Source organism: Aquimarina sp. AD10 (assembly GCF_003443715.1).
Lineage (GTDB): Bacteria > Bacteroidota > Bacteroidia > Flavobacteriales > Flavobacteriaceae > Aquimarina > Aquimarina aggregata.
The window spans coordinates 1,062,575-1,079,190 of record NZ_CP031965.1 but is presented as its reverse complement, the minus strand read 5'-3'; the positions used below and the strand labels follow the sequence as shown (position 1 = coordinate 1,079,190).

13 protein-coding genes are annotated in these 16,616 nt (G+C 30.1%); 1 reads left to right on the top strand and 12 read right to left on the bottom strand.

All coding sequences use genetic code 11. From position 1 onward, the window contains the following. Positions 1-7 precede the first annotated feature (7 nt). From D1816_RS04550 to D1816_RS04495, 12 genes are all read right to left on the bottom strand, one after another. Positions 8-1,576: a M28 family peptidase gene (locus D1816_RS04550; RefSeq protein WP_118501359.1), complete on the bottom strand. Its 1,569-nt coding sequence runs from the start codon at positions 1,574-1,576 to the stop codon at positions 8-10. Between the two features lie 136 nt (positions 1,577-1,712). Beyond that, positions 1,713-3,386 (bottom strand): ABC transporter ATP-binding protein, encoded by a 1,674-nt coding sequence (locus tag D1816_RS04545; protein WP_118501358.1) that lies wholly within the window; start codon positions 3,384-3,386, stop codon positions 1,713-1,715. Between the two features lie 118 nt (positions 3,387-3,504). Then, positions 3,505-4,842 (bottom strand): DCC1-like thiol-disulfide oxidoreductase family protein, encoded by a 1,338-nt coding sequence (locus D1816_RS26015; RefSeq protein WP_233565280.1) that lies wholly within the window; start codon positions 4,840-4,842, stop codon positions 3,505-3,507. Further along, positions 4,839-5,300: a hypothetical protein gene (locus D1816_RS04535; RefSeq protein WP_118501357.1), complete on the bottom strand. Its 462-nt coding sequence runs from the start codon at positions 5,298-5,300 to the stop codon at positions 4,839-4,841. Before D1816_RS04535 ends, D1816_RS26015 begins: the two co-directional genes overlap by 4 nt. A gap of 3 nt (positions 5,301-5,303) precedes the next feature. After that, positions 5,304-6,347: a hypothetical protein gene (locus tag D1816_RS04530; protein WP_118501356.1), complete on the bottom strand. Its 1,044-nt coding sequence runs from the start codon at positions 6,345-6,347 to the stop codon at positions 5,304-5,306. Positions 6,348-6,405: 58 nt separating this feature from the next. Next, positions 6,406-7,233, bottom strand: coding sequence for a DUF2490 domain-containing protein (locus D1816_RS04525; RefSeq protein ID WP_158597753.1), 828 nt, complete (start codon positions 7,231-7,233; stop codon positions 6,406-6,408). Between the two features lie 142 nt (positions 7,234-7,375). Continuing rightward, positions 7,376-10,225, bottom strand: coding sequence for a CHAT domain-containing protein (locus tag D1816_RS04520; protein ID WP_118501354.1), 2,850 nt, complete (start codon positions 10,223-10,225; stop codon positions 7,376-7,378). 166 nt (positions 10,226-10,391) lie between these two features. Continuing rightward, complete coding sequence (locus D1816_RS04515) at positions 10,392-12,008, bottom strand: S8 family peptidase (RefSeq protein ID WP_147405077.1); 1,617 nt, start codon at positions 12,006-12,008, stop codon at positions 10,392-10,394. Between the two features lie 63 nt (positions 12,009-12,071). Further along, positions 12,072-12,758 carry a tol-pal system YbgF family protein gene (locus D1816_RS04510; protein ID WP_118501352.1) on the bottom strand — a complete coding sequence of 229 codons (687 nt, stop codon included), beginning with the start codon at positions 12,756-12,758 and terminating at the stop codon, positions 12,072-12,074. Beyond that, the gene (locus D1816_RS04505) at positions 12,755-13,318 is read right to left on the bottom strand and encodes an RNA polymerase sigma factor (protein WP_118501351.1); all 564 of its coding nucleotides are present in this window, start codon (positions 13,316-13,318) and stop codon (positions 12,755-12,757) included. The genes D1816_RS04510 and D1816_RS04505 overlap by 4 nt, the downstream gene beginning before the upstream one ends. 300 nt (positions 13,319-13,618) lie before the next feature. Continuing rightward, positions 13,619-14,323, bottom strand: a complete 705-nt coding sequence (locus D1816_RS04500) for a LytTR family DNA-binding domain-containing protein (RefSeq protein ID WP_118501350.1) — start codon at positions 14,321-14,323, stop codon at positions 13,619-13,621. After that, positions 14,320-15,522 carry a sensor histidine kinase gene (locus D1816_RS04495; RefSeq protein WP_233565278.1) on the bottom strand — a complete coding sequence of 401 codons (1,203 nt, stop codon included), beginning with the start codon at positions 15,520-15,522 and terminating at the stop codon, positions 14,320-14,322. The genes D1816_RS04500 and D1816_RS04495 overlap by 4 nt, the downstream gene beginning before the upstream one ends. Positions 15,523-15,728: 206 nt before the next feature. Between D1816_RS04495 and D1816_RS04490 the strand changes: the two genes are divergently transcribed. After that, positions 15,729-16,607: an ABC transporter ATP-binding protein gene (locus D1816_RS04490; RefSeq protein ID WP_066309962.1), complete on the top strand. Its 879-nt coding sequence runs from the start codon at positions 15,729-15,731 to the stop codon at positions 16,605-16,607. Positions 16,608-16,616 lie beyond the last annotated feature (9 nt).

Genomic DNA, 16,616 nt, shown 5'->3' with positions numbered 1-16,616 from the left:
TTGTTTGCTATTTGACTTCAGCTTTATCTGCAACAATACGTTTTTCACGATTTGCTATTTCCCAAGCAGTATAAAATACCAATCTTGTTCGGTTTTCTAATAAATCATACTGGATTTTATCCGGAGTATCGGTTGGTTTATGATAGTCAGCATGTGTTCCATTAAAATAAAATATAATTGGAATATTATTTTTGGCAAAATTATAATGATCTGAACGATAGTAAAAACGGTTAGGATCATTTTCATCATTATAAGTGTAATCCAATTCGATATTCATGTATTTCGCATTCATTTCTTCAGAAATTGTATGCAGTTCTGTACTAAGCTTATCACTTCCAATTAAATATACGTAGTTTCTATTTTCGCTTTTACGTTCTGGATCAATTCTACCGATCATATCAATATTTAGATCAGCTACAGTGTTTTCTAAAGGAAATATTGGATCAATATCTGTATAGTGACGTGATCCTAATAATCCTTTTTCTTCTCCTGTTACATTTAAAAATAAGATAGAACGTTTAGGACCATTACCATCCTTAACCGCTTTAGCAAAAGCTTCTGCAATTTCTACAACTGCAACCGTACCGGAACCATCATCATCGGCACCATTGTATACTTCTCCATCTTTAACACCTTCATGATCTAAGTGCGCAGATATAACAATAATTTCATCAGGCTTTTCTGATCCTTTAATAAATGCAGCTACATTTTCTGAAGAAATTTTATCAGAATTATTTTTATAGTTAAGACTCATATCGGTTGCAACGATACTACTCTTACCATTTGTATCAATATCATTGACTAAACTTTTGGCAAGATTAGTACCTACAACAAAAAAATATGAAGTTTCTACTTTACCTGGTAGGGACATGATTCCAGAAGCATTTCCAAAACGACTGGCAACCATATCATATACTTCTGGGTAATAAAATAAAACGGCTTTAGCTCCTTTATCTTTTGCAATATCTCTTTTGTTTGCAAACTGTTGTCTCATATTAGACCATTTAGAGGCCTCTGTAGAACCAGAAATTGCATATGTACCATCCTCGTTTTTTGGTTCTCCTGATTTTATAAGTACTACCTTATCTTTTACATCGATATCAGTATAATTAGAATACTTTGGGTCATCGATACCAAAACCTGCATAAACAATTTCTTTTGTAGTAATCTTCCCCGTTCCAGCTGTTGCCACAGAAACTAAATCTTCAACATATTTAAATTCTTTACCATTTACAGTCAAAGTTACATCTGGAGTGTTTATGATATCAAGAGGAACTTCTTGAAAGTAATTTCCATCTGCTTTTGCTGCCGGGATTCCGTATTTAATGTAATGATCTTTTAAGAAATTAATTGCTAATTTTTGTCCAGGTTTTCCTGTTTCTCTTCCTTGAAATTCATCAGAAGCATACGTATATAATGCAGTTTTTAAATCTTCTGCAGTTATTGTATTAGCATAAATTTTAGGATCATTTGCTTTTTTTGGCGTTTCTTTAGATGCCTGACTTGTTGTTTTCTTTGCAGTACCACAAGCCACAATAAATAGTGCTATTACAATACCTGAAAGTAATTTTCTCATAATAAAAAATGTGTAAATAATAAATGTGTATGGTCGTAAAAATACAAGAAAATAAATGGCTTTGTGTTAATCGATTGCAAAAAGTGTTTCTAAACGTATTTTGGAATAAATACGTTTAGAAACACTTTTTTGTAAACTATAAATAATGAATTGTATTAATGTTAAACCCTTTAATATGATGATCGTCTAGTAAAATAAATGTTTTTTCGGACTGTAAGGTTTTTAATAAATTAAGTAATAATTCTTGTGTCTTATTATTTAGTTCTTTTAATGGTTCTTCTAAAATTAGTATTGGCTTTTGAGTTAGTAAGGCTCTACAATACATAATTAATTTTTGTTGTCCTGAAGTTAAGTTACAAGCCAGTTCTCCAATTTTAGTGTCTAAATATAATCTATTCTTTTTATCTTCATGTTGTTGTAAATGTTCTAACAATAGTGTTGCTTTATTTTTATTTGCCTCTTTTCTATTGTAAACAATAGCTTCATAAACATCTCTACCGTATAATGGAAAATCCTTAGATACAATGGTAATATTTTTTCTAATGGTCTTCTCAGATAAATCATCACTATCATGATTTCCAAAAGTAATAGAGCCGCTAGAGGGGGAGATTAGTTTTAATAATAACCGTATTAATGTAGATTTTCCAGAACCTGATTTTCCTTGAATGAGTATTGTCTTATTTGGATGTATTAAAAGGTTTACATCTTTAAAAACTAGCTTTTTAGTGTTTGGATGTAAAAAATCTACATTCTTAAATATTATATTTTCATTGTGAAATTTTACATTTTTGAATGGTAGTAGGTTTTCTTTTGGTAAATTAAGAATATCGGCAAGTTTAGTAAAGGAAATATTTCCTAATTTCCATATAATGCTAACTCTTAAACTACGTCTTAACACTGGTAGTATAGAAATGATTAATAATATAAGCACTAATAGTGAAGCACCTTCAAGTGTAGAATTTTGATTTTTAGAGGAATTAAAAATATATAACATAATAATACCCAACATACCATATGTAATTGCTGGAATTAATGCTTGCAATAGAGCAACAATTCTAGCATATTGTTTGCCAACAGTATATAAGTTTTTGGATCGTTTTTGAAATCTATTTTCTTCTGGTCGGTATTTATTAAAAGCTTTTAGAGCTAAAATGCTTCGTAAGCGTGTATTCACAAAACTGAGCATTGCAGAACGTTTATTACGTCGGTCGAGTGATATAGTATACAATACCCTATTAATTTTCCAAAGTAATAGGGCTGAGATTAGAATACATCCTGCAATTATGATCCCTAAGTACAAATCAAAACACCCTATTACAACCACTACAATAATCAATAAAAATGTATCTTGTGCAAAACGTATTAATCCGTTTTTCATGTAATTCTGTATACTCTTTAAGTCACCACTATAACGCAATAAGTATTTGCCTATACCTTTATTATCATAGATAGGCATGGTAATTTGTAATTGGTTAGCAAAAAGTATTTCTCTAAGTCCTTTGGTAAAACGTTCACCTATTAAAGCAACCCCATATCTATTTAGGTATTCAAATAGTAATCGTAAAATGACGAGTGCAAAGAAAAATGCAAGGAAATCTTGAAAATTTACAGCATCCATATATGGAATAAATTTAAAAGCCTTTAAACGATGAGAAGAAAACCCGAAACTTAGCTCATAAAACTTACCAATGCTTATGGGAATCATAATAGTAAGGATATTGTAACAAAAACCAGTAATGAAAGTAATAACGATCGGTACTTTATTTTGTTTTGCAAATTTTCTAATTAGTACTTCTTTATGTATTAGCATAATTAAAATTTAAAAATGATATTTTTTTGAGATTAAGCGTTTGAAATTAATAATGATAAACAAAGTGTTTTTTCCTTTTAAAGTATTCTGAAACCTAACATAACATATTGAAACAGTTTTATAAGTCTAAGAACCTAAGCTTTTGATCTGAAGTCATTAAGGCACATTGTTTTTGTTTACCAAACCATTTATATCTGTTTTTTGCTATTATGTTGTATACAAAATCTCGTAAAGATTTAGGAACAATTAGGAACCATTTTCCTAAATACCATGGATAATTAAGGTGTTTACAGATATGTAAGATAGCATCACTCTTATGGTATATTTTCTCATCTTTAATGAGAACAATAGTTGTAATATCCTTAGAAATTTTATGATCTTTTAGTATTACTTTAGCCATTTCTGATTGTAATGAAGCGAATTTAAAATATGGATATTTTTCTTTTTTTAGTATAAACTGGATCCATGTATTACATAAGTTACATATTCCATCAAAAAATATAATGGGTTTATGGTTTTTTTCAATAATCAGGTCAGTTGTATATATGGTTGATTGTACTTTTTTGTTGGGAGTCCATAATTTTTCTATATCAAAGAATGATAAAAATAGTAGCCCAGTCATTTGATATCTAAAACTTATTCCCATAATAAAGAATATTCCCCAATGCATTGTCCATGTGAGTATTGCCCATACGATACCCCAACGTTTTTTTACTAAGGCTAATGGTGCTCCTAGTTCTAATACAAAAGTTAAAATACCCATTGCTAGAAAAAGCCAGATATGCTCAAATAAAAAATCGAATAGTGGAGCCGTTTCTGAACCGAGCATTTCTTTACGAATAGCGTCTACTGCGATTTGCGCACGCATAGCAGTTCCATTTGCCCATTCCCAAGCCATACCTCCTGAAAGTTTTGCAATTCCTGCTAATAGGTAAGAACCAACAGTGGCTGCACAAATTAATTGTATAGGCCATCCATATTGCCAATGCGCTTTTAAGCTTGGAGATTTACTTTTTTTGATTCTTTTCCAAGAGTCCCAAGATAAAGCATCGGCTGATGCTACGAACCCAAGTATGACAATGTGTAATATGAGCGCATTGCGATTATGATATATCATAGACCAAGAATTACGATAGGTAAAAAATAATAATGCGGCTATAGCAAACGCAGGCCCTGTAAACTTAAATTTCCAACCGATTATATAAAAGATGTTTAAAATAACTATGCCTATAGATATCCACCAAAAAATTTCTGATGATAATGGATAAGTCATCCATTTTAGTAAACCAATAGGGTCAAAGGAGTCTATATTTCTTGTCATTCTTTGTATCATATCAAAGCGAGAAATTAAATACCACAAACTAAATAATCCTGTGGCAATACGCAGTATAGCCAATCTAGTAGGGGATACTTTGATAAACCAATAGTTTTTAATTTTTGTTAGAAAAGTATTCATAGTCGTTGAATCTTATAGATTGCTATTTTTCTTTCGTGGACAGGTAACGTATCTTTTTTTAAAAAATAGTTTTCTAAATGATAGTATCCTTTGATTAATTCGATTCTTTCTAGTGCAGAGTAGGGATGTCCCTTCTTGTTAGAAATTCGTTCAGCTACTTTTTGTGTGAATTGATAGGCATTCTCTGATTTTGCAGCTTTTTTAATCTGTCTTCTAACTTGATTAAAACCACCCGTTCCTGCAAAAGTATATGGGATTATGTAACGTTTTTGATCCGAGTCATATCCAACAAAATGATATATAGGGTACGTAGCATTTCTTTTTTTAGAAAACATTGGATAATAAGACAAAGGAAAGCTATCTTTTGGTTTATCAGCCCAGTTTTCAATAATTGGTGATAGAACTAATACAATGGCAATTGTACTAATCCAGACGACTTGTTGTTTTGAATATTTCATAATTTATACAGCTATATTTACATTCTTGGATAGCAAATTTCTTACTAGGTCTTGTGCTATCAATTTAGGTAATGTAAGGATCGGTATAGTACATTGATCTTTTACTTCTGAGACTAACAAAGGACTTCCTGTAAATAAACCAGCAAGTGCAAACAAACGAGTATCAAAAATTGGAGATAGTAACTGGATGCCTGTGTTTACGGCTAGGCTATCACAACAAGATAATATCACATGATCAATTGTTTCTGTAAACAAAGGATGATTTAATAATGCTTGTGTTTCTTGTTGATAAAGTCCATCGGCAATTTCTATCACTACATAATCAGGGTTAGCAATAGTAACATCGGATAAAAGACCTTCATATATATCCATTATAGTATCTGTAGGACATAAATAGGTAGACGGAAAACCCAATTCTGAAAAGTCACTTACAACGTCAGCACCACAATCATACGCTAGCATTTTGTCTTTATTAAAAACAGTACCCGTAAGCTTAATATATGCTACTTGACAACCAGACGTTTTTAGTCCTCTACATAAGTACGCTGCGGTAGTTGTTTTTCCACTATCCATACTAGACCCTACAGATAAAATGGTTTTGAAGTTTCGATTTTTTTTGATGTCAAATTTTATAGCCTCTTTATGATGATATATGGTATTGATTACTCTTCCTTGACTATTCGCAGCATATCCGACTATTTTTAGTTTTGTAGGCCCTTTAAGTTCTAATTTATAATGCATTGATACAACTTTTCCTACTACACCACCTTTACCTATTAAATCATATTCTTCTAAATATGTTTCAGGTATATATCCTTCAAATTGATTACTGGCATAACGATTACCAAAGGATAACATTACTTTATCACCTTCAAAAATATGGCTATTCCGTCCTTCAAAATCTTGTATTGCATTTAAAGAACCTATACTAACAACTTCAAATATGGCAACATCACCAACACCAGGTTTATGAGTTTTTACAATTGTTTTATCAATTTGATAGCTATTTATGTTTTTACAGATGTTTGATTTTTTTATTGTTTTCATAGTATATATGTATTGGTTAAAATTATGTGTGTGCGTTAAATTCTTATGTAGAGGTTATCTACATATGTTGTCCAGTCTTATTAAAATTATTTCCAATAGCTCTGGATTTATAAGATTTTCGTTTGAAATTGAGTAGATAGGAGAAGCGGAACATGACTACAGAAAAATTACTGAATGATCTACGAACTCTGCCATTTCTAGGGTCGACTACATTAATGTCACGATATTTATTGCCAATATTAAATTCTGTTTGTTTCATATAACTTATACTGGCATTAGCTCTTTTAAAAGGTTTGAAACGTACTCCAAGAGTAATTCTATGGGCATGTAAACCGTTAGGAGATTGCTTTACTACTTTTTCACCATTATCATCTCTATATTGTAATGGTTTCCCTGAGAGATAATAATGAAATTCGTTTGTAATAAATGGTGTGAATTTTAAGGGTAATCCCCAGTTTCCTCTGTGTATTTGAAACCCATATCGCAAGCGATATTCAAATTTGCTCCTTTCAGGAAAATGCCATTCACCTCTAAGACTATTAGCGATACGTAATTTACCTAACCTAAGGTTTAATCTAAACCTTCCATTAATACGATTTCTTGCTTCTTGGTCTGGGTCAGAAGGATCTGATGATCTAATATATCCTAAACCAATACTTATTTTTCTGTTGAATCTGTATCTAATACTGGCATTATTTTGTAAAGAAGATAATTCAAAAGGCTCTTGACTAAACAGTAGTAATTGACCTACACTAAGTCTCCATTCTTTATTTAATTTGGCTTGTGCTCTGTGGCCAGTCCATAACTTAAGATTTTCTTGGGAGATGAGAATATTATTAGTTAAGAGTAGTAGTGTAATTAAGATTATATTTCTTGATTTTGTCACAATGCTATAGATTAGTTAATTTCTTTATCTTTTAACTTTATTACAGTTATAAGGAAGAAAAAGTGATAGCGTGACAAACTATGATCGACTTTTTTTTAAAAAAATAAAGAGAAGTGGGAAAGAAGAAGTTTAATTTTGTAATCTAACTTTTGTTTCCTGGTTTACGATACTTATAGAGCACAAAAGATAGTACTAACAGTAATATAGGAGCTAGTACATAAATAGTTAAATTTGTAGATTCTTTTGATTGATCTATTTCACCTAATAAGATAAAGTTTGCCCAATAGTATGGGTGTTTTTTATTGGGTTCAATGTTTGAGAGATAATCGAGTTTAGATTGATGTAATGCCAAATCATTTGGTTGTCCAGCATGTACGTTCTCTAAAAACAAAGTGGTTATAACCATTGAACTGGCTTCGGTTGCGTTCCATAAGCTTGATAAAATGTTGTGGGCTCCACTTAATAAGAAAGATTTACTCATTCCTTGAACACCCTCTCCGCTATATATTTTTCCGCTCGCAGAATGGCATGCGCTTAAAAGCACTATGTCTGCTTGCAGTCTATTTAGATATAAATTCTGGGTAGAAAGTATAAATTCATTATGATGGTCATCAAATAGGATGCAAGATCTTGCCGGGTCATTTATATCCACAAGACCATGTAAAGAAAGATGTATAATATCTGCGTCTGGACTATGTTTTAAAAAGTTGTTTAAACTAGCTTCACTATCTAGAAATACTTCACCATCAAAAATAGCAGAGCCTCTTTTAATTTCTTTTTGTGATAATGTGAGTTGCATAAGGTTTATATCTCCGAAAAATTGCTTGCGCACTCTCAGTTTTTCATTAAAAGTATGACTATACTTAGACCCAAATCCAATATATTTTTTAAGTGAAGTGCTACGCTTTTTTCGAAATAATTGTGAAATAGAATATGAATATGAGATGGCATATTCCTCGATCAGATATTCTCCAGAGTTCTTTTTAATAGTTGGCAATGCCTCAAAAGATAATTGATGTAATTGACCATCAGGAATAATACATATTCGTTTAATGTTATTGTTAATAATTTTGAGCCCTTTTTTTAGACATTTCTCAACTATCAAATTAGATAATTCTTTTGATATTTTTTTTCCGGGATCATGGCATTGCGCAATAAAATTATCTAGAGCTTTTTTAATAGTTTGATCATAGGGAATCATGATCGGGATCAATTTTTTTCGAGTAATCCAAAAACTGAAGATGGTGTTCTCTGAAAGAAAATATTCGATTACAACCATATCTTTGGGTAAGTTTCTTTGTATATCTTTTACATTGGGGGGTTTGATAAAAGCATACTTTTCTTTAAAATATGAAGGTTCTTGTTTTTCAATTTTTTTTAAAAAAGTATCTAATTCATATTGTGCTTTGGTATATGTTTTTAAAAGTGAATCTCTATTAGTACTATGCGTTTGTATGAGTCTTGTTTGTTCCATCTGCATAGATTCACGTAGGACTTTTTCTTTGTTTAATATTTCTTTTGACACATTAGATTTAAAGGCATCTGATTGATTTAACTCATATTGAAGTACAATTGCTTTGGTTTTTGAAGAGAAATAATAGGCTTCTTCCAAATAAAACTGATCTTTTGTTATTTGATGTAATTGTAGAGCGTCTTCAACAGCCTTACCATAATGTTCAAATTTTAGATTTAGAAAATCTAGTTTAGATTGTTCAAATTGAAATGAAACTAGACTACGATTAATTACCGAATCTATTTTATGTTGTGTATGTAGTGCTTTCTTAAGAAATGATAAGTTTTTGGTATCCTTGTATTTTGCTTCGAAAATTCTAATTTTTAATTCGATTAATCGAATTAAATGCCTGTCATCTAATGATTTTGATGTTTTGATAATGGGTAAATGGTTAGTATCAAAATTTGCGTATGGAAATAAGATATTAAAAGCTTTGTTTACATATAAATCTGCATTTTTTAACTGGTTTTTACGAATTAGAATATCGCTAAGGTTTTCGTAAGCTCTGGCCATCGCGTCTTGATTTTCTCCTTCTTGATAAAGTTTTTTGCGTATTAAAATAACTTCATTCATATTATTTTCGGCAAGGATGAATTTACTTTGGTCTGCCATAATCATGGCTATCAATTCTAAACCAATAGAGTAATAGAAAGCATCTGTCTTCTCATCTAGAAGGTTTAATGACTTCATAGCCATTTTGTGTGCCATTTCATATTCTTGAAGCCCTAAATATGTGCTTCCAGCATTTAGATATACCCATGCTAGATTAAGTGTTGGAATCATTTCAGGAAAATCACTTTGGATTTTTAAAGCCTGTTTAACATAACTTTTAGCTTTCTTATATTCTTTAAACTCCATACTCATAGCAATTAGATCATTAAAAACTTCGAATTCTTTTGCTTTAGAGTCTTTTTCTTCTTTATATAAATTTATAGCATTTCTAAAATATAAACTTGCCCTGAAAGAGTCATTAACACTTTGATAAAACCTTCCTATACCATGATATTTACTTGCTAATTTAAGAGTTGGATATTGTGGATCATTTTCGAATATATAAAGGGCCTTATCAATATATAATTTAGCGGCTTCCAAGTTATTTGAAAATTGATACGATATTCCAATATTATATATCGTATTCGCTTTTTCTGATGGAGGTACTTGCGAACAATCTTTCCAAACACTAAGAACTTTATTTTTAAAATAAGAAATTGCTTCTGATTCTTTATTGAGTTTATAGTATGATACACCAACTTTATGAAGAATCTTGCCTTGATAATAACAGTCTAAATCTTTGTATTCATTTTGTTTTATTAGTTGATCAATTAATATAAGATTGGCTTCATATTTTCCTTTTGAAATATTTTGATTAATAAGTTCATAGTGTTTATGAAAAAAAATTTCATCTGTATCAGAAGCCCAGGATGTAGAAATAAGAAATATAAGGTAAAAGGTAATGACGAGAGGGGATTTCAAAACCATAGTTAAGTTTTAGGAGTAAATTGACGTTGTAATTGTGAACTTTGAATTGAAATACTAAGATAGTAAAACGCTAAATAATTACGGAAATCCGTAAAAAAATACTTGTTAACCATAAAAAAAGGATACATGCTTTTAAAACATATATCCTTTTTATCAAAAATTGGATTTATTTTTTAACTATAATCTGTGTTTTTGAAGTATTTGCTATATCTATTTTTATAAAATAAATACCAGGTAGTAGTATGTTAGTATTTTTCAAACTAATTTGATTTTTACCTTTTTGCATTTTGTACTGATTTTTAGACATCAAAAGACCATTTTTATCATAGATAGAAATATGGAAAGAAGATTTAATTGAATTGATATTTAATCGTAGTTCGTTATCAAAAGGGTTTGGATATAATATAACTTCATTTGATTTGGATTCTGGTATTGTAGTAGTACCTTGTTTTTGTCTACTACAATTAGTATTAAGTTGATTGAATGCTTCATTAAAATCAATTACACCATTGGCGACTACTTTTTCAAAAAGATCAGATGAAGTTCTGGATGTGTTAATTAAGGTGCATTTAATATGATCATAATCAAAATTTATTTGATGCGTAGCGAGTATAGCAGCAAGTGCAGTAACGTTTGCTGTGGCAAACGAAGTACCAGATTGATGAACTAAGCTTGTATTTAACCCAGGTCCAGGTATGTTTTCTCCTAGGAATACTACATCGACAGCATATTGTCCATAACTACTAAATTGACTTAATTTATTTTCACAATCTGCAGAGGCTACGGATAAAATATTAGTATTAGGATAAGAAGCGGGAAATGATATAATAGTATCTGTATCGTTGTTTTCATTAGTATTGCCTGCAGCGGCGATAATCATTGCACCCATTTGCTCTGCATAATCAACTGCTTGTCTTAAAGGTTTTCCTGATGTGTTAACATTAATATTTTGATAACTAAAACTAAAATTTAGAATATGTGAACCTTCATTTACGGCATCAAGAATAGCTGGAATAAGGTTTGACACAAATCCTCTTCCAAGATGATCATGTGTTTTTCGAATATCAAATGAAATAGAAGAAGTCGATCCTTGATTGTTTAAAATGTGATGAATAATACCAGTAATATGAGTTCCATGACCATTTTCATCATCTATAACAGTATCATCTTGATTAATATAATCATAACCCGTATAATTTGTAACATTAAATGAATACCCAGGAAAATTATCATCTGTTTGTGGTAAATAACCAGTATCAAAAATAGAAATCTTTACAGGGTTATTCCCCAATGGATATTGAGGAAGTATGTCATCAAAGCAAAAGTTTTGTATATCGATAGGAGGGACTGGAACAATATGGCCAATATTAAAAGTGGCATTATCAATATCTGTTTTACCTTGCGCACTTGTTACTTGTCCATCTATGTTGGTTACATTTTCACCTTGAGCGGATATATAGGGAAATTGTATCGTGTTCCACAATCTGAGATTGATTTCTTCTCTATACCAAACTTCTTCAGAATTTAAATCTTGTTGTAGTGCTTCTAATTCATTCTGACTAATATTTGGGTTTAATTTGACAAAATATAATGATGGGTGTTTTATAATTGTTTCATCATCGTCATCATCATCATCATCATCATCATCATCGTCATCATCGTCATCATCGTCTTTAAATTGTTCTATAGAAGTAGCCTCAGGATTTATTTTATAATTAAGTTTTTGACTTGCCATTGGTAATTGAAATAGCCAAAGGAAAATTAGCATGAAAATATATTTCATAGTTTTATGTTTTAAGGATTGTTAAGGGTTTTGATTTTTTTGTATGATTGTGTTTCTAAGTATTTACTCCTTATTTAGTTGACTTAATAATTTTTGTGCTTCTTGATGATTCCAATCACTTGTATTAATTTGTTTTAATAATGAAGTCGCTTTTTCATTTTCTCTATTAAGGATATAGGCTAATGATAAATACCAATTTATTTCTTGTTTGAAACTATTATGCTTTTTAGTTTGTTCTTCAAATTTTCGAATAGCTTCTTGATATTGATCATTTAACAATAGTGCTAAGCCATGATAATAGAGATCTTCTGCAGTTAACGATTCAATTTTTTGATAATATGAATGCGATAGTTCATAATTTTTATTGTTAAAGGCTTGGATAGCTAAGATCCTGTCTTGACTTTCGTCAAATGTACCTTTCGGAGCTCCTGGATGAAGTATTTCTTGAGTTGTTAAATAGTGTTGAGCTAATTCATAAGAATTTAAACTACTAAAGTTAAAGAGTTGTAAAAGAATTACTAAACTAATGCAAGCTGCTGATGCAACTATAATTTTTATGGGGTGTAGTGTTATTAATTTCTTTTTAAGGCTAGATCTTTTTCTTGTAACCTTATACTCTTTATTTAATACATTCTTCCATTTATTTTTTAATATTTGATCGTATTCATTTTTTATAAATTCATCTAAAATTTGATCTTCTTCGTTTTTAGAAATATTTGGATCTCGAAGTTTTTTTATTTTATTTCTCATGACTTCATTGTTTTTGTTATAGCAAATTGGTCTTTAAGTTTTTGAATACATCTTTCTTTTTGCTTTCTAATTGTCGAAGGGCTTTTATTTGTCTCACTAGCTATTTCTATGAGTTTCATTTTACCATAAAAATGCCATGTTAATAATTGTTTACATGCATCTCCCAGTGATTTCCATGCATTTTTGAGATGATTTAATTCTTCAGACTCTGTTGGCGATTCATCTATTTCTTCAATTTTATACATATGATCTTCGATACTTGTATTTACTTTGTTTAAGTTTCTTAGAAACATCTGTGAAGCCATTTTAGTAAATAGAAAGCGTAGATTTCCATATTTCAATTTGCTGGCTACAAATCGCGCTCTAAATTCTATTAATGCATCCATTGTAGCATCATAAGCATCTTCATGTGATGCTTTATATTCTCTGCTCAAATATTTCATTGTTTCTTTGAATTGTTTTAAGAATACCTGTTCAAAAAATTGTGTATCATTTCTTTTTAGATCAGTTATTAATTTTTCAAACGATGCTTCACTTAGTCCAAAATTTTTGTGTTTCATTCTTGTTGGTTTAACCTACGTTGGGTATAGAATAGTATGATTAAATTTACTAAGAAAAAAACGGTTTAATTGCTGGTTTATTTATGGATATAAGGGCTGTAATCCTAAAACGTGACAAATTTTAGTTAAAAATTGTTAAGTTTTTTTCTATCGTTTTTTCAAAGTCATTCCTCGCTTAATTAATTGATTTATTTATTAACAGCTTCGAATGGAAATACCCTACTTAAGAAAAGAAAAATTATGCCACTTTATGAGATGAAATATCAAAGAAGGAGAGAAAGTGTATCGAACTACTAATAGTTATTTTAGTAGTTCGATAACTTTGATTTTATACATTTTACCGATAGGCACAATAGCATCACCAATAGAAATCCGATTTCCTTCTATACTTTTAATATGTTTTCTAGCAACAGCAAAGGATTTATGCACTTGTAAAAAATCATCATCTGATAGCAAAACCAAAATTTCTGAGATTTTTTCACGTATGGTTATTGTTTCGGCTATTGTGATAACTTTGGCATAATTACCTGCTGCCTCAATATATTGAATATCATCTACACTAATCTGAATGTATTTTTTATTCTGTCGAAGAAAAACACTTTTACTCGTAGAGTTTGTAGTATTTGTAGCAGTGACAAAGTTTTTTTCTTTTGGAGAAGTACCTATGGTCTTATTCATGGCTTTTAAGAAGCGTTCAAAACTAAAGGGCTTAAGTAAATAGTCTATAATATTAAGTTCGTATCCTTCTAAAGCAAATTCACTATATGCTGTGGTCACAATAACTTTTGGAGGGTGGGGAAGCGTTCTTAGAAAATCGAAACCTTTTAGTTTTGGCATATTAAGATCTAAAAAAATTAATTCTACTTCATTTTTACTTAAATATTCAAAAGCTTCAAGAGCATCATAGCAATTCTTCATTAATTTCATGTTAGGCAAAAGATCGCAATAACGTTTAATAATACCATGTGCTATGTGTTCATCATCTATAATTATGTATCTGATCATTTTAATTGTAACGTTAATTGTGCTTTGTATAAATTTTCAATCACAGTAAAAGATAAGGAATGTTTATGGGGATATACGAGTTCAAGTCTTCGTTTTAAGTTTTGTAATCCAATTCCTTTTTCAGAAGCAACTTCTGCGGGATCAAAGTTATTTTCTATACTAAAATCTATCTGATTTGAAGTGCTACTGATTTGAATATTGATATAAGCTTCTTTTCTTAGATTTTCAATACCATGTTTAAATGCATTTTCTAAAAGTATTATAAATAATAAAGGCATAATAACAGATGTTTTATCTTTTACATTATAATCAAAATTTACTTTTGTCTGTTTATGATAGCGCATTTTATGCAATTCTATATAGTTCTTTAGGTACTCTATTTCTTGTTCTAGTGTAACAAAATCACGTTGTCCTTCATAAATACTATAGCGCATCATGTCAGACAATTTTAGAATCAATTTTTGAGCTTTTTGTTTGTCTTCTTCAACCAATCCATATAAATTATTCAAGGTATTAAAAAAGAAATGAGGATTTACTTGACTTTTTAAATGTAACAACTCGGTTTTTTTCTTTTCATTTTTTAAGTCGATTATCGATTTAATTTGTCTAATTAACCAACTTATAAAAAACACAATAATCACAAAGAATATCATAGGAAATAGTAGGTCCATTACCAACTCATCATTTTCCAGGAGTACTAAATTACCTTCAGAAGTGGCCTTTGTCTCAAATGTATATGAGATAATAAATACTAAAACTGTGCTTATGTGGATTATTAAAGACCAGAAAGAAAATTTAGAAATACTCCATGAGCTTATGATGTTTTTTCCTTTTTTGATACTTCTATGGTACATAAATAGGAATGCAATTATTGACAATAGTGCTAAAGTGAATAATATGCTTATAAGAGCATGTGTAGGATCGGCTTCAAGAATTCCAATTAGATAGAGTATGCCCATTAAAATTGAAAGCCACTTAGTTTCCTTACCAGTAAGTTTTTCAAAGTCTTTGATATAATTTTTATAGGTTAAAAACCAAAATATCAATAAATAACCAATTAAACTAATAGCCATCATCATCATCAATGTTCCTGCAAATTTTATATTTAATTTGATTGCAAATGCTCCTGTTATTAGAAAAAACAAGAAGAGAAAAACAGTAATAAAAACGCGATTATAATTTTCTTTTAGTAAGGCCATAGTTCAATATTACTTGATAAAAATGGTACTTCCAAACAAGTTGATAAACAAACGATATCTAGGTATAAACGTTCATAAAAATGGCATGAAATCACTTACTCGTCATTAGATTGTTTTATATCCTAATTAGTAAATAGTTAATCACAATTATTTAGACAGTATTCATTATAGATATAAGTTTGATCAAAACAAAAATCAATTAAAATATGAACAGTCTGCTAATTTCTAACCTATCAAAAACATATGCCAATGGAGTCAAAGCATTAGACAAGGTATCCTTAACTATTCCGGTGGGCATGTTTGGATTATTAGGACCTAATGGTGCTGGTAAATCTACATTAATGAGAACTATCGCTACATTACAAGAACCAGATCAAGGTTTAATCACCCTTGGAGAATTAAATGTACTAACTCAAAAAAATGAAGTTCGTAAAATTTTAGGATACTTACCACAAGAATTTGGCTTGTATCCAAGGGTGTCTGCCAAAAGTTTATTAGAACATCTAGCCGTACTTAAAGGTATTTCTAACAGAAAAGAACGAAAAGAAATTGTAGAGGCACTATTGTATAAAACAAATCTTTATACAGATAGAAACAAGAATTTAGGAGGATTTTCTGGAGGTATGAAGCGACGTTTTGGTATTGCGCAAGCATTATTAGCTAATCCAAAACTGATTATTGTAGATGAACCAACAGCAGGACTTGATCCGGCAGAGCGAAATCGTTTCTATAACTTATTAAGTGAACTTGGTGAAAACACTATCGTAATTTTATCTACACATATTGTAGATGATGTCAAAGAGTTATGCCCTAACATGGCAATAATTAATAGGGGTAAGGTTCTCTTACAGGGCAGTCCGTCAAAAACTATTGCTGATATTCAAGATAAAGTATATGCTAAAACAATAGAAAAACAACAAATTAAACAGTATAAAGAGGAGTATAATGTTATTGCAGAAAAATTGTTATCTGGAAAACCTATCATACATATTTTAAGTGATACTGATCCCAAGGATGACTTTGTCCCCATAAAAGCAGAATTAAGCGACGTGTATTTCTCACAAATCTTTGCCAAAACTGAGTAATCTTATAAT